This is a genomic window from Crocosphaera sp. Alani8, from assembly GCF_038442745.1.
Taxonomy (GTDB): Bacteria; Cyanobacteriota; Cyanobacteriia; order Cyanobacteriales; family Microcystaceae; genus Crocosphaera.
On sequence record NZ_JARVCN010000154.1, the window covers coordinates 1 to 21197 of the forward strand.

A 21197-nucleotide genomic window follows, 5' to 3' on the forward strand; every position below is an offset into this window, starting at 1 on the left:
GTTTGGCCTAAGTTTTCGCAGCGAGTGACCCCTGGCTTTTTGAGAAGATACTTAATTTTCCACTTACAGTTCGCAATTCTCAGTTTGAGAGAGAAATGACCCCGAACTTAGGGAAAATTTTGGTAAGATGGTAGTATTATTTTCGCTCTAACTCTTGATTTATGCCTAGAACCCAACGTAATGATAATTTTATCGATAAAAGCTTTACCGTAATGGCAGATATCATCCTCAAAATTCTGCCAGCTAACAAAAAAGCCAAAGAAGCTTTTGTGTATTATCGAGATGGTATGTCAGCTCAAGCAGACGGTGAATACGCCGAAGCTTTGGATAACTATTATGAGGCACTCAAGTTAGAAGAGGATACCAACGATCGCAGTTATATCCTCTACAATATAGGTATTATACATGCTAGTAATGGAGAGCATAGTAAAGCTCTTGGTTACTACGAAGAGGCTATTGATTTAAACCCCCAAATGCCATCAGCTTTGAACAACATCGCCGTTATTTACCATTATCAAGGGGAAAAAGCTAAGTCAGAAGGGAACCCAAACGAGGCAGAAGCTTTATTTGATAAAGCCGCAGAATACTGGAAACAGGCTATACGTCTTGCTCCTAATAACTACATCGAAGCCCAAAACTGGCTAAAAATTACGGGACGCTCGGAAATGGATGTCTTTTTCTAGGTTAGATTACAGGAGACGTTACCTATGTTAGATAAAGATCAAGTTCAAAAAATCGCTCATTTAGCTCGTTTAGAGATTACTGCGGAAGAAACACAACAATTTGCTGGTCAACTGAGCAGTATTCTAGACTATTTTGAGCAGTTGAGCGAGTTAGATACAGAAAATATCCCCCCTACTACTCGTGCTATTGAACTGAGCAACATTACCCGTCAAGATAGTTCTAAAATTTATGGCGAGAGATCTGCTTTATTAGATGAGGCTCCAAACCCAGAAGGAGAATTTTTTAGAGTTCCCCAAATTCTTAATACTGATGAAGGATAATTTTAAACCCCATCGTTAATGATGGGGTTTTATGGGAGTGTTTTTTATGTTATTATTAATAATGACTTGGACCTACGCAATTACAACGCCCAAACCTTGTCAGGACCGGAAGGTAGCAGCAATGCGGGATGCTTGTGATAGGCGTGGACTCCGAGTCTTTTTGTTTTAAGTGATTTATTATAAAGTTTGTTTATCATACTATGATAGATTTGTCAAGTATGTTAGACAAGGACCTATAAGAAAATAGACCACTAGCATAGCTGCCGCTGCTAGAGCGACTAGGGTTCCTGCTAACATCAGAGAAAATTCTTGGTGGTTGATGGCCTCTTGCATCAAATGCAAAGACCATGCGACCAAAGCAACGTCAAATATTAAGATGGGTATCAACATATTTTAAAAAATGTTAAGTTTCTTCTATATTAATACACATTCTTTATCGAATAACAGATGAAAGATAAAATTAAGCTTTTCTAAAGATGTAATCATTGTTACTGCGAACAGGCACTTGGCGATCGCAGAGATAATTTTTGACCTCAGCAACAGTTAATTGTCCGTAATGGAGCAAAGAAGCTAATAAAGCTGCTTCTGCCTGACCTTTAGTCAATGCTTCGTAGATATGCTGGCAGTTTCCCGCACCTCCAGAAGCAATAACAGGAATTTCTACTTGGTTAGCAATAGTACGGGTTAACTCTAAATCGTAACCTGCTTGGGTTCCATCTGCATCCATACTGGTGATTAACAGTTCCCCTGCACCTCTTTTTTCCATTTCTAAAGCCCATTTTACGGCATCTAAACCTGTATTTTCTCTTCCTCCTCGGACATAAACATCCCATCTGGGTTCAACAGCGTCTTTACTTCGTTTTGCGTCGATTGCCACGACAATACACTGTTTGCCGAAGCGATCGCTGGCCTTATTTATAAAGTCCGGATCTTTCACCGCAGATGAGTTAACACTCACTTTATCAGCACCGGCTCGTAACAAAAGTTTAATCTGTTCTAAAGTGGAAATACCACCACCCACTGTCAAAGGTATAAATACCACTTCTGCTGTACGATAAACCACATCGATGATGGTGTCCCGTTTTTCGTGAGTCGCAGTAATATCAAGAAATACTAACTCATCGGCCCCTGCATCATTATATGCTTTGGCCAGTTCCACAGGATCTCCTGCATCCTGTAAATCGACAAAATTAATTCCCTTAACAACACGGCCTGCATTAACATCTAGACAGGGTAAAATTCTTTTAGCCAACATCGATTAAATTTTTGTTACTTATTGATATTACTGTAGTTTATGTTGACATAGTTTTGGTCAATTTCTAAAAAAGTTTTGATTAATTTTAAGTTTACTTTTTTATGGATGGAGCCTTTTTTATCTTTTTTCTGTTTTAAATCAGACAACAAAAAAGAGTTTCCTGGATGCACTAGAAATTGATTACATACTGCTTCTCATCGTAAAAATATCTGAAAAACCATGATATATCTATTGGTTAAAGTTAATTCAATACTCCACACTTTATCTCCCAAATCAACAGAAATTATGATAACATGGCGATATTATTCGTGTCCCCCTGATTCTTTAATGCTAAGCCATTTTAATAATAGAAGACAGCATTTTTTCACTTACTAGCACCAGTTATCAGTTAAATTAGTCTATCGCTGTTAATTATTTTATAATTAATTGTATGCGACTACTCAATGATGTTTTTATATCAGTGCAGAAAATAATGAAAATTTTTGACATTTTAACAAAGACTGAGGCTTTACAGGTGGGAGATGGTAAGACAATTTCTTTTTTAAGTAACTGTCAACCATCTTCTCGTTTACTAGTTTTGATTTGGTCACAATTAGGGGATTTTGATACCCTAGAATATGCTTGGTGGCTAAACAAAAAATCTTCAGAAATTATCGCTAATAATATTACAGTCCGAGCTATTGGGATCGGCGATCGCAACTCAGGGTTAAAATTTTGTCAATATACTAATTTTCCTCCAGAAAATTTATTCGTTGATCCTACTGCTAATATTCACGAAAAATTAGGTTTATATGAAGGTTTAAACTGGAATTTTCCAGGACTCAATCAAAGTCAAACTGCTTGGGTAAATTTAATGTTAATGTGTGCGGGAATTGGTAGCAAAGGAACCCTCAAAGAAGTATTTCGGGGGTACACTGGGGATAAAAAAGCACCTCAATTAATCGAGGATGAAGAAATAGTTGATACAAATCTTTTGCCCCCCCTAAAAGGGTCATCTTTTAGCCTAGCAGGAGGAAATAAATTTCAGCGTCCTTTTGAATTAGCAACCTTAAGATTACGCAATATGACAGAAGTATTAACTAACTGGAAAACCTATGTCCCCGATGCTGCTTATTTGACTCAACGAGGGGCTACATTTTTGTTCGATGAAAATCAGGCTTTATTATATCAACATCAAGATCGAGGAATATTAGGTTTTGCAGAAAATATGAGTAATCCTTTATCATTTTTATTCCTTGATTATTAATTAAACTCTACAAGGGCTTAAGTAAGTTAAGCCTTTGCTGATTTTTTAATAACATTTTATTTTCTTTTATTTTCATAAAATACTTTGATCACATAACATATTAATTATTGACAATAAATATGTTATGTACTTTAAAAAATAAACGCACGTATTTACAATAAATATTTGCTAAAATAGAAAAGTATGCAATCATAAACCTAAAATTAATCCTATGTCTCAACGTCCTATATACTTAGATAACCATGCCACAACTGCTATGGACGAGAGGGTATTGGAAGCAATGTTACCGTATTTTACTGAACATTTTGGCAATCCTTCGAGTATTAATCATCTCTATGGATGGGAAGGAGAAGCAGCAGTTAAAAAAGCAAGAGAAACTATCGCTAATGGTATTAATTGTAGTCCCGAAGAAATCGTTTTTACTAGTGGTGCAACCGAAGCCAATAATCTAGCGATCAAAGGTATTGCTGAAGCCTATTTTAGTCAGGGGCAACATATAATTACCTTTCAAACTGAGCATAATGCGGTTTTAGATCCCTGTAAATATTTAGAGAGCTTAGGGTTTGAAGTTACCTATTTACCAGTAGAAAAAAATGGATTAATCGATTTAGAATTATTAGAAAAAAGTATTCGTCCTGAAACAATTTTAGTTTCAGTTATGGCTGCCAATAACGAAATTGGGGTACTTCAACCTTTGAAAGAAATAGGAAAAATTTGTCAAAAGAAAGCAGTTATATTTCATAGCGATGCAGCACAAGCTATCGGGAAAATTCATTTAGATGTAAAAGAAATGAATATACATTTACTATCATTAACTGCCCATAAAATTCACGGTCCAAAAGGAATAGGAGCTTTGTATGTCCGTCGTCGAAATCCAAGAGTTAATATAGCCCCACAATTACACGGTGGAGGGCAAGAAAAAAACATCAGATCAGGTACACTATACACTCCTCAGATAGTTGGTTTTGGCAAAACAATTGAGTTAGCTTTAGAGGAAATAGAAACAGAAAGTAAACGTCAAAGCGAACTTAGAAATAGACTACAAAAACAACTCCTAAACATAGAAGGAGTTTATCTTAATGGACACCCTACACAACGTTTACCAGGGAATCTTAATGTTAGTATAGAAGGAGTAGATGGTGCCGCATTATTATTAGCTTTGCAGGGTATTATTGCTCTTTCTTCTGGTTCAGCTTGTACCTCAACCACAACAAAACCCTCTCATGTTCTTAAAGCATTAGGTCATGAGGATAAACTCGCTTATGGCTCTTTGAGATTTGGTTTGGGAAGATTTACAACCAGCCAAGAGATTGATATAGTAAGTGAGAAAATTATAGATTCAATAAACTCTTTGCGCAAATCAAATATTAACTATTAGTATGTACTCTTAACTCAATCATCAACCTTTTATAAATTCCACATTTTCAAAAAATTCCTCAGAAATTGTTTCTGGTTTAAAACAATTATGTAATCCAGTTATATTGCTATAATATATTTGAGAGATATAAGACTGACTTAGGTTGACATCGACTAATACACTATCTGTTAGGTCCGTTTTTATCAATGTGGTGCATTTTACAGAAACATTGCGTAAATAAGCTTCGCTTAGATCGGTTTTTTCTAAACAAGCGTAGTCTAAACAAGTGTTTAGTATTGAAGCACTATGAAGGTTAGCTTCTGTTAAGTTAGAACGGAATAGATTAACATTCCTCAGCTTAGCCCCATAAAGATTACTGCGATACAGATTACAATAGGAAAGATGAACCCCTTTCAAATTCGCCTGTTCTAGATGAGTCCCTTGTAAATTAACCCCCTGTAGATTAGATCCTCGAACGTTGATCCCTTCTAAATTAAGGCCACTCAAGTCTAAATCACTTAGATCAAGGTTACTAAAATCTCTTTCTCCTAAAGTATATCTCTGTTGCAACTCACTTAATCTAAGCTTAAGCATTTTTACTTTCTTAATAAATTGTAACTAAACTACACATCCCTTATAAACATACTTAATACTATAGATGTTTGTCAATGAGTATTATTACAACATTTCATTAAAATGATTCATATCTATCATGACGTAAATTGTCCGGCGTTTGGGTGAAAACGATTATTGGCCCTTAATTCTATTGATATGAAATGAGATTGGGGTGTAGGGGTTTGGGTGAATTCCTATCTCTTGATACCCTGTCTTGTTTTTGAACATTTAGTTTTTTAGTACTAATATAAAATGTCAGTTAAGTGGGATAGGGAGTTGGTTACTGTTGTCAAAAATATGGCTTTTAAGTTATATTCAGGTTAAAATAATATGTAGTAGTGTTAAAGCCTAAATTATAAGGGTAACCCATACCCTCTATTTATCTAGGACAACCAACCCGAAAAGCAACATTTGCAGATTAATCTCGTCAGGTTGATCCATCCAATCAAAAACACCGATAAAACACTAACGTCTTTATCAAAGCTACCAACTCATAACTATCCACCTAGACAGCGTCTTAATATATAATGTCAACGAAGTGAAAGTTTATTCTCCAAGATTTTCCAAAATATTGAATAAACCTCTTGTTGCAAAAAGGGTAGAGACACCCAAACGCATCAAGCAACATACCTTGATAGGACAAATCAGTAGCAACAGCCTACTGGTATTAGGTTAAGGATAAATTGAGTTTGCCACTATTTTCGCTTGACTTGATAGGTCTAAATGTTTAAGTCTAAACAGTTTTTCAAGGAATTTAAACCAGAATTCGAGAATTGTCACCTGTCATCGTCTCTTACAAAAGTTTGAGGGAATTGAATGCCAAAGCAAATTATTATCGCAGAACAACACCATATAGCAGCCGTATTTTGGGAAGATCAAATACAAGAATTAGTGGTTGCCACCGGAAATCAGCAAGTGAGTGACATTTTCTTGGGGGTAGTAGAAAATGTTATCCCAGGTATTGACGCAGCCTTTGTCAACATTGGAGATGCCGAACGGAACGGATTTATTCATGTCACCGATTTAGGTCCATTGCGCCTCAAACGTAGTGCTGGTGCTATTACCGAACTGTTGACCCCCCAGCAAAAGGTGCTAGTTCAGGTAATGAAAGAACCCACCGGTAACAAAGGTCCAAGGCTAACAGGCAATATCAGTCTTCCTGGACGTTACCTTGTGTTGATGCCCCACGGAAAAGGGGTAAACCTCTCTAGGCGTATCCGCAACGATGACGAACGCAGTCGTTTAAGAGCCTTAGCTATTCTCATTAAACCGGCTGGTATGGGCTTATTAGTCCGTACCGAAGCAGAAGGCAAAGCTGAAGAAGCGATTATGGAGGACTTAGAATTTTTACAAAGACAATGGGAGTCTATTCAGGTTCAAGCAACCTCAACCCGGGCCCCTTCCCTCCTCAACCGGGACGACGACTTCATTCAAAGGGTTCTACGGGATATATACAGTGCCGATGTTAACCGTATTGTGGTGGACAATCCCAACAGTGTCAAACGAGTTAAACATCATCTGATGAACTGGAGTGGAGGAAGGCCCCCCGAAGGAGTATTAATCGATCATCATCGGGAGTCCATGTCCGTTCTCGACTATTTTCGAGTCAACGCAGCGGTTAGAGAAGCCCTCAAACCAAGAGTGGATCTACCTTCTGGGGGCTATATTATCATTGAACCCACCGAAGCCTTAACCGTCATCGACGTAAACTCAGGGTCTTTTACCCGTTCAGCCACCTCACGGGAGACTGTTCTCTGGACAAACAGCGAAGCTGCAACCGAAATCGCCCGTCAGTTACGATTAAGAAACATCGGGGGCGTGATTATTGTGGACTTCATCGATATGGACTCACGAAGGGACCAACTCAAATTACTCGAACACTTCAATAAAGCCCTAAAAATCGATAAAGCTAGACCTCAAATAGCCCAACTCTCGGAACTGGGATTAGTAGAATTAACCCGTAAACGGCAAGGTAAAAACGTCTATGAATTATTTAGTCAGTGTTGTCCTCAGTGCGGAGGCTTGGGACATTTAGCCCATCTTCCAGGAGAATCTCAATTAGTTGCCCTCGTCGAATCAGCAGCCACAACACCCCCTCCCATTCCAGTACCAGCCCCTGTAACCAAACCAGTAGAAAAGCCCGTCGAAGTCAATGAAAATGGTTGGGATGGTTCCCTCGAAGACGAAGATGGAGATAATGCCGATCAGCTAGAACTTTTACACCATCCCAGTTATCAGGAGCAGAATAGTAACGCCGGTAACCGTCGTCGTCGCCGTCGTCCCCTCACACAACCCCCTAACATAGTTAGTAAAGAAGATCCCCCCACCAAGCCCGTCAATAATGTAGAAACAAAAGAAGCAGAAGAAAGCAACGAATCGGAAAACGAAAGTCGTAGAGAACGAGTCCCTAGGCATGTAAGGCGTGAAGAGGTTCCTGTAGAACGGGTTTCTGTAGAAATGACCCCTGTAGAACAAGACATTTACGCCCTAATGGGTATTTCCCCTTTGGTTCGTGTTGAGCAAGAATTTAAAGACCCCAAATCTGTGTTGGTATCGGTGAGATCCCCAGAGGGTTTTGAAAGAAAAACTATACAGAAAACCCCTGAGAAGATCGAAGAACCGGAAACAGCTCCTCCCACAGAGCAACAGATGACCATTGACTTAACCGAGATAGAAAATACCACCTCTACAGAATCTCCACCCACCGAACAAGAGGAGGAGACAGAAAATCTTGATGAAAATGAGGTGGAGGCTAACACCGCAGAATCTTCTCCCGAAGATGAAGCTAAGCCAGTGATTCGTCGTCGTCGCCGTCGTTCTTCAGCTAAAGACAGCGATGAATAAAGTGTTATGCTATCTATCAGATAAAAAAAATGGTAGAAACTTCATCACAACAGAAGCATGGCCAAGTTGAGACTAGAAAACTTAACCAAACAATATCAAGTAGACAAAGGAAAAATCCTCGATGTTGTCAAGGGAATTAGTGATGTCGAAGTTGAAGACGGGGAGTTTTTGACCCTACTTGGCCCGTCTGGTTGCGGGAAATCTACCCTTTTGCGTCTCATCGCCGGGTTGGAACCCCCCACCCAGGGAGATATCTTCATCGGTTCCAAAAACGTCACTAATGTCCCACCTGGCGATCGCAATATTGCCATGGTATTTCAAAGTTATGCTCTTTATCCTCACATGACGGCTAAAGAGAATATTGCCACCGCTCTGAAAATCCGTAACCTCCCAGAAGCAGAAATAGAGCGGCGAATCAAAGAGGCAGCTAAACAGTTGAAACTCCAAGAAGGAAAAGACTGCTTACCCGAAAAGCCAGGAAAACTATCGGGGGGACAACGACAACGGGTGGCTTTAGCCCGCGCTTTAGTAAGGAATCCTGATGTTTTCTTACTAGACGAACCCCTCAGTAATCTCGATGCACTCCTACGAGAACAAGTTAGGGCTGAACTCAAACAAATTTTTACCCAACAAAATAAACCAGTGGTTTATGTCACCCACGATCAAACCGAAGCTATGACCCTTTCCGATAAGGTAGCGGTCTTATTTGGCGGTGAAATTCAACAACTGGCTCCCCCTCGGGAAATTTATCAGCACCCTGCTAACCAGTTTGTAGCAGGGTTTGTGGGTAGTCCTCAAATGAATTTACTCGAGTTACCCTGTCAAGACAAAAACGCCTCACTAGGTGATTTTCCTATTCCCCTCACTAATGTTGCTCCCGAAAATATCCCAGAGGTAGACGGTGATTCTAACGGAATTAAACAGATAGTTTTAGGCATTCGCCCCGAGGATGTTCATGAAGCAACGGATAGAGATTCTCTGGTGGTCCGTGGAACCATTAAATTAGTGGAAGAATTGGGCAAAGAAAGCCTAGTTACTGTTGACATCGAAAAATCAGATTTTGTCATCCGTGCATTGCTCAAAGACGATGGAGAAAGGAAATACGGGGACTATATTTCCCTGGCACTTCCCCAACCAAGCCTTCATTGGTTTTATTGGGATGGAAGTGGCTACGATGCAGACGGGAAACCATTACTCCCCTATCACCAACGCTATCGCCTTAATTCTCGGTAGTTAAGCGAACTCATTGCAAATATGGCTTTTAACAAATAATATATTTTTTCAACATTTCTTAAAATTCCGCACTATTCCCGATAGTTTCGGTGTTCAAAAAGGAGATAATGGGAGTAAGGGGTCGTAATGATTCTTCAACTTTTTTTCCAAATAACCTCTTGTTAAGTTGGTTATGATAACAATGTAGGGTTAATTGCTCTGCTAACTATTATTAGTTATAAATCACAATTGCGATTGAAATAGAAAAAAATCAATCACAAAATTTAACTTAAGTGACGAGTTTCTGTTTATCATGTTATTGGGGGTTTTCCTAGAAAACCTCACAGTTATTGAGTCATTATTAACAAATCTCATTCTCTAGCAACACTGTTCCCTTATTAAATTAATAAGGAATTCTATCATGAATGTAACAGATTATACTATCAAGAATTTCGTTTTAGGCTGTGAATCTTCTAAGCCTATTTCTATTTCTAAATGGTTAAAGTATCCTATCTCAAAAATTTTACAAATCTTTAGAGATCGTCTAGAAGATCAACAAATTAGCGATCGCACCTTTGCCCATCGTCTTTGTCGTCTCATTCCTGCCCAATGCCCTTTTGAAAGGAAAATCCAGGTTTTTGGCCGTGTATTGCTGAAAATTCCCCCTCTGTGTAAACTAAACCCTTTGTACGACGACTTAATGGCCTTAAGGTTTCGCGCCCTTTGCTATCTTGCCGAAGAATGGGGAGAAGATATCAGTCAATACTGTTAACCAGCAATACTAATGTACCCTAAGAATTGCAAAATAGTGTAGTATGGCTATAGTTACTTATTAAAGAAGAGCAACAACTATGGCCATTATTCCCCTGAAAGCATGGTATTTAGGGCGATATGAACCGTTACGGGAGTTGATTCAGCGTCCCCCGGATCTGCGGTTAAACCGTAACAGCTTGCTAAAATCTGCCTTGAGAGCGGATTTTTTGGACGATAAAGAGGTCATTCAACAATCTGACTGGTTCCAGCAATATTTAGAAGGGGAACCAGTGGAATTTTATATAGAAGGCAGTGGAGGTTACACTGTTGCTAACCTGGATCTGGTTTCTCAAGAATTGTATTTGAGTAAGCAAGACATAGCAGCAACTCTAGAACCTGTAGTCTTTTTTAGTGGACAAACAGAATATCCTCAATCTAGTAATAGTATTAAAACTGTTCTCGAAGAAACAATTAATAAGTATAATCAGCGATCTCGTTATCTCCTCACCCTGGAGATCGCTTCTCGTCCTCAAGATGCTCCTTTACGACTTAGCGATAGTCAGCTGAGGAAGCTAAGAAAAAGCCTTCTCTTGGTGGTTGATGGTACTCCCATCACTCATATTAAGCAAGAAGAAACCTCCCGTTTAATTCCCAGTCCTTATACTTGTACCGAACTGGGGTACGCTTTGCAAAGTAAACGAGGGGGACAAATTTTATTAGTCCATCAGCAGCGATCGGAATTTTCCGGTCAGTGGCCGTTTGATCTACCTTCCCATCAACAACTAGAATTTCAAACCAGCGATGATCTTTCCCAAACCTTACCCCAAGTTATGGAAGCTTTATTACAACGGTTTAAATTGACCCCTTAGTCACCGATAATAGGAAAGATAGAAGATTATTAGGAGCGTTAACAATGCCTAGAAAACCCGATGAATACGCGGTGTTATTGTTTCTTTCTAGTGGCCACCGAGAAGAGGTGCGTTTTGCTCAAATCCAGGAATTTCAAAAATGGTATAGTGGCGAAATTGTCCCAAACTTTGATTCTGAGCAATTTATTAACGTTCCCATTAAAAATATTCAGGGAGAATATATGGTGATTCGTCCGTCTAGTATTATGGCTATTCGAGTCGAACCCGTATTTTTTGGTAGTGTGGAAAGAGCATGAAAGAAGCGATCGCAACTGTATCTATGGGACTGGGATTAAGTCTTTTACTTCCCCAAATAATTGTAGCGGAACAATTACCATTAAATCCCGTTAAACCAACAGAAATTAGCTCAGTGTGGGGAGAAGATGCACAAATTTGGGGTACTGCTGAGAAACCAGGGGATAAATGGTCTTTAATTCGGGCAATTAGTTATAGTTTGCGCTATTTAGATACCCCAAAAGCAGCAGAAGTTTATAGTAATTATCCTGTTCCTGGTATTACGCGCGATCGGGTGCGTCGTTCTTTAATTCGCTTTCAACAGTTATTGAAAACTGCAAAAACTTCTAGAGAATTTCAACAAGCGGTAGAAAAAGAGTTTATTGTTTATCGATCTGTAGGACACGATAATCAAGGAACAGTACATTTTACTGGTTATTTTGAGCCGGTTTATACAGCTAGTCGTCAACGAACTTCTGAGTATCGTTATCCTTTATATCTTGAACCCAAAAACTTTGCAAATTGGCAAAAACCGCACCCAACCCGATTAGAATTGGAAGGGAAAGATGGGTTAGGAAATAATAGTATTATTAGGGGTAATGAGTTAATTTGGATGCGCGATCGTTTGGAGGCTTATTTAGTTCATGTTCAGGGTTCTGCTCGGCTAAAATTAACCAATGGAGAAACAATAACTGTGGGTTACGATAGCAGTACGGACTACCCTTATGTGAGTATTGGAAAGGAAGTAGTTAACGATGGAATTTTTCCTTTAGATGAGTTAACTTTACCTCGACTAATGAATTATTTAAACCAAAATCCTCAAGAATTAAGTAACTATTTACCTCGTAATAATCGCTTTATTTTCTTTCGTGAAACCGATGGTCAACCCCCACAAGGAAATTTAAGCGTTCCTGTTACTGCTGAACGTTCTATTGCTACGGATAAATCTATTATGCCCCCTGGTGCGTTAGCATTAATTCAAACCACTATTCCTTCTGTTAGTAAAACAGGAGAGATGGAAACAAAATTGGTTAATCGTTATGTGTTAGATCAAGATACAGGCAGTGCTATAAAAGGACCTGGAAGGGTGGATATTTTTATGGGAACTGGCAAAGAAGCAGGTGATAGAGCAGGTTTGATAAGTAATAACGGAAACCTTTATTATTTATTACTAAGAAATTGATTTATCAAGCGCTCGCCTTATGATTTGTTTTGTTAAAATATAGTACACAAAAATAAATTAATTGATAATTACAATCAAAATTTAGATTATTGTTTATGATTACTTTTTCTATTTTTCAATTAAACGCCCCCTTTCAACCAAAAGGAGATCAACCCCAAGCGATTAAACAGTTAACACAATCTATCCAAGAAAAAAACCGTTTTCAAACTCTGTTAGGGGCAACTGGGACAGGAAAAACTTTTTCCGTCGCTGCAGTAATTGAAAATATAGGAAAACCTACCTTAGTTTTAGCACACAATAAAACCTTAGCGGCACAGTTATGTAACGAGTTAAGGCAATTTTTTCCTAATAACGCCGTAGAATATTTTATCAGTTATTACGATTATTATCAACCAGAAGCATATATCCCCGTTAGTGATACTTATATAGAAAAAACTGCCTCTATTAACGACGAAATTGATATGTTGAGGCACTCAGCAACACGGTCATTATTTGAGAGAAAAGATGTTATTGTTGTTGCTTCTATTAGTTGTATTTATGGGTTAGGAATGCCCACCGAATATTTAAAAGCTTCTGTTCCCTTAGAAGTAGGAAAAGAAGTGGATCAGAGACAACTATTAAGAGATTTAGTGACCATTCAATATTCTCGCAACGACATTGAGTTACAAAGAGGAAGATTTAGGGTCAAAGGAGATGTTTTAGAGATTGTTCCAGCTTATGAAGATAGAGTTATTAGAGTTGAATTTTTTGGGGATGAAATTGATGCTATTCGTTATTTAGATCCCGTTACAGGAGAAATCTTAAACAGTTTGAAGAATATTAATATTTATCCGGCACGACATTTTGTTACCCCAGAGGAGAGACTAGAAGCAGCTTGTGAAGCTATAGGAATTGAACTAAAAGAACAAGTAGAACACTTAGAAAAAGCAGGTAAACTATTAGAAGCTCAAAGAATTGACCAAAGAACTCGTTATGATTTAGAACTTTTGAGAGAAGTTGGTTATTGTAATGGAGTAGAAAACTATTCTCGTCATTTAGCAGGTAGAAAATCGGGATCACCACCAGAATGTTTAGTAGATTATTTTCCGAAAGATTGGTTACTAATTGTAGACGAATCCCATGTTACTGTACCCCAAATTAGGGGAATGTACAACGGAGATCAAGCTAGGAAAAAAGTGTTAATTGATCATGGTTTTCGGTTACCAAGTGCAGCAGATAATCGTCCTTTAAAATCCGAAGAATTTTGGAATAAAGTACATCAATGTATCTTCGTTTCCGCTACCCCTGGAAATTGGGAAATCGAACAATCGGAAGAAAAAATAATTGAACAAATTATCCGTCCAACAGGAGTATTAGATCCTGAGATTTTTGTTCGCCCTACTGAGGGACAAGTTGATGATTTATTAGGGGAAATTAAACAAAGAGTGCAACGTCAAGAAAGGGTGCTAATTACTACATTAACAAAAAGAATGTCAGAAGATTTAACCGAGTATTTTCAAGAAAGAGAAATTAAAGTAAGATATTTACATTCTGAAATTAAATCAATCGAGCGAATTGAAATTTTACAAGCACTAAGGAATGGTGAATTTGATGTATTAATTGGAGTTAACTTGTTACGGGAAGGTTTAGACTTACCAGAAGTATCTTTAGTAGCTATTTTAGACGCAGATAAAGAGGGATTTTTAAGAGCAGAAAAATCCTTAATTCAAACCATTGGTAGGGCAGCTCGTCACGTTAATGGGCAAGCTATATTATACGGTGATAACTTAACCGATAGTATGATAAAAGCCATAGAAGAAACAGAAAGAAGAAGAAACATTCAAACTGCTTATAATAAACGTCATAATATAACACCATCACCTATTGTTAAAAGATCGAGCAATGCTATTCTATCTTTTCTAGATATTTCTCGTCGTTTAAATGCTCAACAACTAGAAGAAGTTTATACCCAAGCCGATGATCTACCATTAGATAAAGTTCCCGAATTAATTGAGCAATTAGAACAACAAATGCAAGAGGCCGCTAAAAATTTAGAGTTTGAAGAAGCAGCAAAATATAGAGATAAAATCCAACATCTTCGGGATAAAATATTAGGACATAAATAATAATCTAACTTTGTATTCACTTTTTACTTTTCTTTAAAAAAGCATTGGCAAAATTACTGAATAAGTTAGAAATACTTTTAAATTTACGTACTTCTTCTAGTAGTAATCATAACAATGGTTGTGACATAATTCGGATTAAGCACAAAAAAGATTTTTTAGGTTATATAAACTATAATAAATTAGTTATTTTTCCTAATCAATTACGAAGAGTAAAAACTTTATTTTTTGTGACACTTTCACCTCGCTAAAAATAATAGGAGATTTCCATAATGACAGCTGTACAAACCCTAACAGAACAGAATTTACAATCAGTCTTAAATTTTGATGGAAAAGATGATTATATTAGTTTACCACCCAGTTCTTTTGGTGGTGCAATGACTATTGAAACTTGGGTTTATCTGGAAAATTCAAGTCACCATTGGCAGCGAATTGTAGATTTTGGAAATGGTCCTGGTAAGGAAAATATAGTATTTGCGTGGAGAGCTACAACAGGGAAAATGGCTCTTCATACTCGTCGAGGTAATGCGGCTACTGAAATTTTAACAAATGAGATATTCCCTACTAAAACATGGGTTCATGTTGTCGCAGTTAATGATGGAAATGGGAATGCTCATATCTACTGGAATGGAGAATTAAAAGTATCTGGAGGAAATCATATTTGCCCCGCAAATGTTACTAGAAATAATCTATATATAGGTCGTAGCAATTGGAATTGTGATGGCTATTTTATAGGTAAGATGGCAGAACTTCGCATCTGGAATAACGCTCGCAGTGAAGAAGAAATCAAACGGAATATGAACCACCATCTAACGGGTAAAGAAGAAGGCTTAATAGCTTATTTGCCTTTAAATGGTGATGCTTTAGATCACAGTTCTCATAGTAATAACGGAACTCTTCATGGGGCAACATGGACTAAAGATAATGTGGATTTTTGTGAACCATTAAAAGCAGATGTTGGGATTGCAGAAATTGTTTATCATGGTCATGTAAAACGTACTCAATCTGATGAATACATTGAAATTCGTAACGGTGGTAATATAGCAGCAGATTTATCTAACTGGAAAGTTACCTCCACTGGAAAAAATCAAATTTTTGCTTTTCCAGAAGGGACATCTTTAGCCGCAGGTCAAATGATTCGAGTTTATACTAACGAAACTCATCAAGAGTCAGGAGGCTTTAGTTTTGATAGTAAAACTGCTATTTGGAATGATAAAGGAGACATGGGTAAACTATTAGATAGTGAAGGAAACGAAGTTTCTAGTTTTAGTTACAGTAACCGCTAAAATATAGATTAGATAGGTTTAAAACTCCATGTAATTATTACTATATGGAGTTTTAACTTTTCTATAGTATCACGGTTGAAGCATGGGTAAATTCTAAAAACATGAATAATTCTGGTCATATTGTTAACCAAGGTGGCGGTTGGAACGATCCAGGTTTTTCCTTGTTTTGGCTAAGTAAAAATATTCGCATTGAATTAAATAAGAATGGTCAACATATTATTGTAGATAATCCTGCCCCTTCTGATGATGAGTGGCATCATTTAGCATTTACTTGGGAAAACAAATCTCAAGAAATTATTACTTATATTGATGGTGAAAAACAAGCAAATACGAAAAAATTTACTGGTCCTATTGGTATTCCAACACAACCTTTAAATATTGGAAGAAATGCAAGACATGATTATTATTTTATGGGTCAAATTACTGAAGTTCGTATCTGGGATAAAGCTCGTAGCCAAGAAGAAATAAAACAAGATATGAACCATCGCTTAATAGGTAAAGAAGAAAGTTTAATAGCTTATTTTCCTTTAAGTGGAGATGCTTTAGATCACAGTTCTAATAGTAATAATGGAACTATTCACGGTGCAACATGGACTCAAGATAATGTAGATTTTTGTGAAGCATTAAAAGCAAATGTTGAGATTGCAGAAATTGTTTATCATGGTCATGTAAAACGTACTCAATCTGACGAATACATTGAGATTACTAACAGTGGTAATACAGCCGCAGATTTATCTAATTGGAAAGTTATCTCAAATGGAAAAAATCAAATCTTTGCTTTTCCAGAAGGTACATCTTTAGCCGTAGGTAAAATGATTCGAGTTTATACTAACGAAATTCATCAAGAGTCAGGAGGCTTTAGCTTCGGTAGTAAAACTGCCATTTGGAACGACAAAGGAGACATGGGCAAACTATTAGATAGTGAAGGGAAAGAAGTTTCTACTTTTAGCTACGGTAATCAACCAAAAAACGACAATTCAGTTGATAGTATTAAAGCAAAATTAGGGGTTTCTGGTTTAACAGTTAACATTACCGAAACCGACATTAAGCAGTTAATGACACCTCAAACAAAAGTCAACTTCTTAGATGCATTTTCTGCTGCAATGAAAAGCTTTATAGAAGATGGAAGCTTATCAGAAAGTCCTTTGTATATCCTACAGGAATTACCTGAAGAATATGGTCTATCCGATAGCCCCAATGAGCAAGAAATTAATACAAAAGTCAAAGAATTACTCAATGCTTGTGGTGTTGAATTAATAACCGATGCGGAAGATCCTGCTGATGAATGGGCAGGTAAAGTAATGTGTGATGAAACAGGAGAAAGTTACGGAACTAATAGTTATTGGATCTTTAAATTATCCCCTTCTCAATTCACCGATCTTAACTACGCTGTGGTTGATAAAGTTGGGGTTCAACCTACCATCAATTGGGGTTTTAGCTAATTTTGAAAGCACTTTAAGTAATCTCTAATCTCAGTTATTAATTAAAATGACTGAGATTTTTTAATCTCGTTATAATTTTCAGATAGAAGATTGAAGATCACTAGGCAATATTTCTTAACTATTGTATAATTTCATTGCTATTAATCTTCAGTTTTTTTATTCATGAATAACCCCTTATTAGAGCAATTCATTGGTATTAGCGGTTTGATCATCTATGTCACCACATCCGCAGGAATATACAGTATTTTTGCCCTGGGATTAAACTTACAATGGGGGTTTACTGGATTAATTAATTTTGGTGTGGTAGGTTTTATGACATTGGGGGCTTACACCAGCGTCTTATTAACCGTAGTCGGAGTGCCTTTTATATTAGCCGTTTTAATGGGGGCGATTTTAGCAGCTATTTTAGGGTTATTAATTGGACTATCTACCCTACGTCTTCGAGAAGATTATCTGGCTATTGTTACCATTGGAGTGTCAGAATTAGTCCGTTTGGTTGCTTCTAATGAAGAATGGTTAACCAGGGGAGTTAGGGGTTTACAAGGATATCCTCTACCCTTAAATATAGAAGCTGGTTTACCTATGAAAATATTGTTAACTGTTGTTTTCAGTTTATTAGCACTCTATGCACAGTGGACATTATACAAAAGCTTAGCTTATCAGTGGAAACAAAATAAAGAAATACAAGGTAAAAGTTATCAACCAAGAAAGCCTTTTAGTTTAATTGTTTGGGGCATTATTACTACTTCTTTGATCTTAATCGTTTATCTAGCATGGATAATAGCCTTATGGTTTGATTCCTATGAATACAATCAAGGATTAATGGTTTTAGTTTTATTAGTTTTAGCTATTGTTTATGCTAGTTTGGAATTATTAGTTAATTCTCCTTGGGGAAGGGTTCTTAAATCTATTCGAGAAGACGAAGAAGTTCCCAGAGCTTTGGGAAAAAATATTCTTTTATATAAGTTACAAGCCTTTATGTTAGGAGGAGCGATTGCGGGAACTGCTGGTGCTTTTTTTGCTTGGCAACTGAGGGCAATTTATCCCGATAGATTTGAACCTCTAATTACTTTTAATACTTGGATAATAGTAGTTTTAGGAGGCTCAGGAAGTAATGCAGGAACCCTTTTAGGAGCGGTTATTTTTTGGTCTTATGATTCTTTAACCCGCTTTATTTTACCGCAACTAGGAATCTCAAGTCAGAGTCAAGCTGGCTATTTTAGGATTATGATTATTGGTTTAATTTTAATGATTTTAATGGTTTGGCGGCCTCAAGGTATTCTAGGGAAAAAAGAAGAGTTAACTTTAGGTCGTTGATCTCGAGATCAACTAATTTCACCATAAGCTAAAATTGGGGGATATATAGTTCCCCCAATTACGTCAGAAGGGAAGTTTAAGCATGAATGAACCTATCACCGTCACCTACTCTTTAGAAGACATCCTCAAACGTATCGAGAGCAAAATAGACACTAATCAACAAGAAATCAAACAAGAAATTAAAGAGGTTAGACAAGAAGTTAAAGATGTTAGACAGGAAATTAAAGATGTTAGACAGGAAATTAAAGATGTTGGACAAGAAATTAAAGATGTTGGACAAGATGTCACAAAAATTGAAGTGGAACTTGTAGAAATAAAAACAGAACTTAAAGGAATGAATAAACGCCTAGATTCTCAAGAATTTATTAATCGTTCCGTTGCGGTTGGCTTTATTTTAGCCTTCGTTTCTGGGTTTATTAAGTTGTTTTTTCCTAACCTACTCCTCCGTTAAACTCACATCTTGCACCTTCGATAAAACTTCCTAGTTTGTAAGGGTTCAGCTATTAGCCATTAGCTGAAAAAGATGAATCCCTATCATCTACTGTGAGTAATATTAAACCAATGCTGAACGCTGAGTGCTTACTAATTTAAGTTTTTCCATACTCGTGCAAGATACTAGTTAAACAAAGCTGGAAATAAGATTTATTTTGTGTTGATAGCTAAAAAATAGAAAGAGAACAATTTAACAATCAATCTTTATACTGTGATTGTTTTTTCATTATTTTTGCCTTCCAATCTTCAATAATTCTTTGTCTTTGTCTCGCAATGACCAACGCATCACTGGGAACATCGTGGGTAACAACTGATCCTGCTGCCACTGTCACCCCTTCACCCAAAGTAACCGGAGCAACAAACACGCTATTAGCCCCCGTTTTAGTGCGATCGCCGATAATGGTAGGATGTTTTTTATAACCGTCATAATTAGCAGTAATCGTCCCTGCACCCACATTAACTCGTTCACCTAAAACAGCATCTCCAAGATAGGATAAATGGGCAACATTGCTCTTATTTCCTATCTGAGTCTTTTTGACCTCTACAAAGTTACCGATGCGACAAGAATCTGCTATTTTCGCTTCTCCCCGTAAATGAGTGTAAGGCCCAACTTGACAGTTAGAAGCAACTTCTGAGTCAGTGATCACCGAATAAAGTACCTTAACTTGCTCCCCGATGGTGCTATTCTCAATAAGACTCCCCGGGCCAATATGACTTTTTGCACCGATAAAGGTATTCCCCCGTAAATGGGTTTGAGGTTCGAGAATCACATCAGGAGCAAGGGTAACAGTATCATCGATGGTAATACTACTAGGATCAATCATGGTGACTCCTGCAGCCATCCAAGCCTTTTTGATGCGATCTTGTAAGATATCGTTGGCCTCAGAGAGTTGCTGGCGATTATTAATTCCATTAATTTCGTAATAATCTTCCACATCAACCGCCATAACAGGGTTAAGATAATCCATAACCTCGGTTAAATAATATTCTTTTTGATCGTTATTAGTAGAAAGTTTTGGTAATACTTCCGCGAGTTTTGACCAGTTAAAACAATAGATTCCCCCGTTAACCCGATGATTTTGTTTCTGTGCAGCGTTACAGTCTCGATCTTCGACAATTTGGTTAACTTGGTTGTTTCCGTCGCAAAAAACTCGTCCGTATCCTTTCGGGTTGGGTAAATTTGCCGTTAACAAAGTAGCCGCGTTATTGTTTTTCTGATGAACCTGGAGCAAATTATCTAGGGTTTCTGGGCGTAACAAAGGAGCATCTCCGTTTAAAACGAACAAATCTCCCTCAAAACCCTGTAGATGGGGTAATAATTGCTGTATGGCGTGTCCTGTACCCAGTTGTTCTTTTTGTTCTACAAATTCTAGAGAGGAGATATCTTCAAAAGACTGTTTGACTTGTTCCCCTTCGTAACCAATGATAATTAGTTTTCGGGATGGGGTAACGAGATGACAACTATCAAGTACCCGTTGTACCAGCGATCGCCCTCCCAAAGTGTGTAAAACTTTAGGTAAGTCAGATTTCATCCGTGTCCCTTTGCCGGCTGCTAAAATTGCTACTGCTACCATATCTATATCCATCAACAGTCCCGAAAGGAGTATATCGTGTCCTGGTTTTTTTGGATAGGGGTAACCTGAGTGTGGTGTTAATAGTTTGGGGTATAGTCTTTTGTTACTAATTCCCTGGTATAAGGGTGATAAGTTTGAGCGTAATAATCGAGAATTTCCTCAAGTCGCTGTTTTTCTGAAAGGGACAGAGTAAGAGGATAGCGTATATTTATATGATCAATTTGACTTTGATTGTAATCAAACTGTTGAGACTGTTGAGAAACTAACTCGGTAGTCACCCCTTGTATTTGGCGCAAATGGGCCGCTAATTCACGATAAATCGCCAAAGGGAGACAAGGGTAAGTAATTTTTTCTTGTGTGTGTGTCACTTTTG

Annotated in this window: 20 protein-coding genes and 1 other RNA gene; 16 read left to right on the plus strand and 5 right to left on the minus strand. The window is 37.5% G+C overall.

Annotated elements, in window-relative coordinates:
* The first annotated feature begins 161 nt into the window (after nucleotides 1–161).
* From P9B04_RS10485 to ffs, 3 genes are all read left to right on the plus strand, one after another.
* Nucleotides 162–683, plus strand: coding sequence for a photosystem I assembly protein Ycf3 (locus P9B04_RS10485; RefSeq protein ID WP_342054938.1), 522 nt, complete (start codon nucleotides 162–164; stop codon nucleotides 681–683).
* A gap of 24 nt (nucleotides 684–707) precedes the next feature.
* Nucleotides 708–1004, plus strand: a complete 297-nt coding sequence (gene gatC, locus P9B04_RS10490) for an Asp-tRNA(Asn)/Glu-tRNA(Gln) amidotransferase subunit GatC (protein WP_342054939.1) — start codon at nucleotides 708–710, stop codon at nucleotides 1002–1004.
* A gap of 63 nt (nucleotides 1005–1067) precedes the next feature.
* An RNA gene (gene ffs / locus P9B04_RS10495) (signal recognition particle sRNA small type) lies at nucleotides 1068–1164 on the plus strand.
* Nucleotides 1165–1202: 38 nt separating this feature from the next.
* Here ffs and P9B04_RS10500 read toward each other — a convergent pair.
* Nucleotides 1203–1394, minus strand: a complete 192-nt coding sequence (locus P9B04_RS10500) for a hypothetical protein (protein ID WP_342054940.1) — start codon at nucleotides 1392–1394, stop codon at nucleotides 1203–1205.
* Between the two features lie 70 nt (nucleotides 1395–1464).
* Nucleotides 1465–2259: an imidazole glycerol phosphate synthase subunit HisF gene (hisF, locus tag P9B04_RS10505; protein ID WP_342054941.1), complete on the minus strand. Its 795-nt coding sequence runs from the start codon at nucleotides 2257–2259 to the stop codon at nucleotides 1465–1467.
* A 469-nt stretch (nucleotides 2260–2728) separates the two neighbouring features.
* Between hisF and P9B04_RS10510 the strand changes: the two genes are divergently transcribed.
* Nucleotides 2729–3505: a peroxiredoxin-like family protein gene (locus P9B04_RS10510; protein WP_342054966.1), complete on the plus strand. Its 777-nt coding sequence runs from the start codon at nucleotides 2729–2731 to the stop codon at nucleotides 3503–3505.
* A gap of 211 nt (nucleotides 3506–3716) precedes the next feature.
* Nucleotides 3717–4883 carry a cysteine desulfurase family protein gene (locus P9B04_RS10515; protein ID WP_342054942.1) on the plus strand — a complete coding sequence of 389 codons (1167 nt, stop codon included), beginning with the start codon at nucleotides 3717–3719 and terminating at the stop codon, nucleotides 4881–4883.
* A gap of 21 nt (nucleotides 4884–4904) precedes the next feature.
* Here the strand turns inward: P9B04_RS10515 and P9B04_RS10520 are convergent, their stop codons facing one another.
* Entirely contained in the window at nucleotides 4905–5456 is a 552-nt protein-coding gene (locus P9B04_RS10520; protein ID WP_342054943.1) for a pentapeptide repeat-containing protein, read from the minus strand.
* An 837-nt stretch (nucleotides 5457–6293) separates the two neighbouring features.
* Here P9B04_RS10520 and P9B04_RS10525 point away from each other — a divergent pair.
* The 11 genes from P9B04_RS10525 to P9B04_RS10575 all read left to right on the plus strand — a co-directional run bounded on the left by P9B04_RS10525 (nucleotide 6294) and on the right by P9B04_RS10575 (nucleotide 19209).
* Nucleotides 6294–8321 (plus strand): Rne/Rng family ribonuclease, encoded by a 2028-nt coding sequence (locus P9B04_RS10525; protein ID WP_342054944.1) that lies wholly within the window; start codon nucleotides 6294–6296, stop codon nucleotides 8319–8321.
* A gap of 57 nt (nucleotides 8322–8378) precedes the next feature.
* A complete protein-coding gene (locus P9B04_RS10530; protein WP_342054945.1) occupies nucleotides 8379–9554 on the plus strand; it encodes an ABC transporter ATP-binding protein in 1176 nt (391 codons plus the stop codon).
* Nucleotides 9555–9954: 400 nt separating this feature from the next.
* Entirely contained in the window at nucleotides 9955–10305 is a 351-nt protein-coding gene (locus P9B04_RS10535) for a Mo-dependent nitrogenase C-terminal domain-containing protein (RefSeq protein WP_342054946.1), read from the plus strand.
* A 79-nt stretch (nucleotides 10306–10384) separates the two neighbouring features.
* The gene (locus P9B04_RS10540) at nucleotides 10385–11155 is read left to right on the plus strand and encodes a hypothetical protein (protein ID WP_342054947.1); all 771 of its coding nucleotides are present in this window, start codon (nucleotides 10385–10387) and stop codon (nucleotides 11153–11155) included.
* 44 nt (nucleotides 11156–11199) lie between these two features.
* A complete protein-coding gene (locus tag P9B04_RS10545) occupies nucleotides 11200–11451 on the plus strand; it encodes a hypothetical protein (protein ID WP_287140561.1) in 252 nt (83 codons plus the stop codon).
* Nucleotides 11448–12611 (plus strand): murein transglycosylase A, encoded by a 1164-nt coding sequence (gene mltA, locus P9B04_RS10550; RefSeq protein WP_342054948.1) that lies wholly within the window; start codon nucleotides 11448–11450, stop codon nucleotides 12609–12611. The genes P9B04_RS10545 and mltA overlap by 4 nt, the downstream gene beginning before the upstream one ends.
* Before the next feature lie 95 nt (nucleotides 12612–12706).
* Nucleotides 12707–14716, plus strand: coding sequence for an excinuclease ABC subunit UvrB (gene uvrB / locus P9B04_RS10555; RefSeq protein WP_342054949.1), 2010 nt, complete (start codon nucleotides 12707–12709; stop codon nucleotides 14714–14716).
* Between the two features lie 269 nt (nucleotides 14717–14985).
* Nucleotides 14986–15999 carry a LamG-like jellyroll fold domain-containing protein gene (locus P9B04_RS10560; RefSeq protein ID WP_342054950.1) on the plus strand — a complete coding sequence of 338 codons (1014 nt, stop codon included), beginning with the start codon at nucleotides 14986–14988 and terminating at the stop codon, nucleotides 15997–15999.
* Nucleotides 16000–16067: 68 nt separating this feature from the next.
* Complete coding sequence (locus P9B04_RS10565) at nucleotides 16068–17441, plus strand: LamG-like jellyroll fold domain-containing protein (RefSeq protein WP_342054967.1); 1374 nt, start codon at nucleotides 16068–16070, stop codon at nucleotides 17439–17441.
* A gap of 162 nt (nucleotides 17442–17603) precedes the next feature.
* Nucleotides 17604–18758, plus strand: coding sequence for a branched-chain amino acid ABC transporter permease (locus tag P9B04_RS10570; RefSeq protein WP_342054951.1), 1155 nt, complete (start codon nucleotides 17604–17606; stop codon nucleotides 18756–18758).
* Between the two features lie 82 nt (nucleotides 18759–18840).
* Nucleotides 18841–19209 carry a coiled-coil domain-containing protein gene (locus P9B04_RS10575; protein ID WP_342054952.1) on the plus strand — a complete coding sequence of 123 codons (369 nt, stop codon included), beginning with the start codon at nucleotides 18841–18843 and terminating at the stop codon, nucleotides 19207–19209.
* 238 nt (nucleotides 19210–19447) lie between these two features.
* Here the strand turns inward: P9B04_RS10575 and glmU are convergent, their stop codons facing one another.
* Together glmU and P9B04_RS10585 are read right to left on the minus strand one after the other, a co-directional pair.
* Nucleotides 19448–20824, minus strand: a complete 1377-nt coding sequence (gene glmU / locus P9B04_RS10580) for a bifunctional UDP-N-acetylglucosamine diphosphorylase/glucosamine-1-phosphate N-acetyltransferase GlmU (RefSeq protein ID WP_342054953.1) — start codon at nucleotides 20822–20824, stop codon at nucleotides 19448–19450.
* A gap of 77 nt (nucleotides 20825–20901) precedes the next feature.
* On the minus strand, nucleotides 20902–21192 hold the full coding sequence (locus P9B04_RS10585; protein ID WP_342054954.1) for a hypothetical protein: 291 nt from the start codon (nucleotides 21190–21192) through the stop codon (nucleotides 20902–20904).
* Nucleotides 21193–21197 lie beyond the last annotated feature (5 nt).

What these genes read in the sequence shown, in the direction of transcription:
- P9B04_RS10485 (WP_342054938.1), top strand. Translation starts at nt 162, where the DNA reads ATGCCTAGAACCCAACGTAATGATAATTTTATCGATAAAAGCTTTACC.
- gatC (WP_342054939.1), top strand. Translation starts at nt 708, where the DNA reads ATGTTAGATAAAGATCAAGTTCAAAAAATCGCTCATTTAGCTCGTTTA.
- P9B04_RS10500 (WP_342054940.1), bottom strand. Translation starts at nt 1,394, where the DNA reads ATGTTGATACCCATCTTAATATTTGACGTTGCTTTGGTCGCATGGTCT.
- hisF (WP_342054941.1), bottom strand. Translation starts at nt 2,259, where the DNA reads ATGTTGGCTAAAAGAATTTTACCCTGTCTAGATGTTAATGCAGGCCGT.
- P9B04_RS10515 (WP_342054942.1), top strand. Translation starts at nt 3,717, where the DNA reads ATGTCTCAACGTCCTATATACTTAGATAACCATGCCACAACTGCTATG.
- P9B04_RS10520 (WP_342054943.1), bottom strand. Translation starts at nt 5,456, where the DNA reads ATGCTTAAGCTTAGATTAAGTGAGTTGCAACAGAGATATACTTTAGGA.
- P9B04_RS10525 (WP_342054944.1), top strand. Translation starts at nt 6,294, where the DNA reads ATGCCAAAGCAAATTATTATCGCAGAACAACACCATATAGCAGCCGTA.
- P9B04_RS10530 (WP_342054945.1), top strand. Translation starts at nt 8,379, where the DNA reads ATGGCCAAGTTGAGACTAGAAAACTTAACCAAACAATATCAAGTAGAC.
- P9B04_RS10535 (WP_342054946.1), top strand. Translation starts at nt 9,955, where the DNA reads ATGAATGTAACAGATTATACTATCAAGAATTTCGTTTTAGGCTGTGAA.
- P9B04_RS10540 (WP_342054947.1), top strand. Translation starts at nt 10,385, where the DNA reads ATGGCCATTATTCCCCTGAAAGCATGGTATTTAGGGCGATATGAACCG.
- P9B04_RS10545 (WP_287140561.1), top strand. Translation starts at nt 11,200, where the DNA reads ATGCCTAGAAAACCCGATGAATACGCGGTGTTATTGTTTCTTTCTAGT.
- mltA (WP_342054948.1), top strand. Translation starts at nt 11,448, where the DNA reads ATGAAAGAAGCGATCGCAACTGTATCTATGGGACTGGGATTAAGTCTT.
- uvrB (WP_342054949.1), top strand. Translation starts at nt 12,707, where the DNA reads ATGATTACTTTTTCTATTTTTCAATTAAACGCCCCCTTTCAACCAAAA.
- P9B04_RS10560 (WP_342054950.1), top strand. Translation starts at nt 14,986, where the DNA reads ATGACAGCTGTACAAACCCTAACAGAACAGAATTTACAATCAGTCTTA.
- P9B04_RS10570 (WP_342054951.1), top strand. Translation starts at nt 17,604, where the DNA reads ATGAATAACCCCTTATTAGAGCAATTCATTGGTATTAGCGGTTTGATC.
- P9B04_RS10575 (WP_342054952.1), top strand. Translation starts at nt 18,841, where the DNA reads ATGAATGAACCTATCACCGTCACCTACTCTTTAGAAGACATCCTCAAA.
- glmU (WP_342054953.1), bottom strand. Translation starts at nt 20,824, where the DNA reads ATGGTAGCAGTAGCAATTTTAGCAGCCGGCAAAGGGACACGGATGAAA.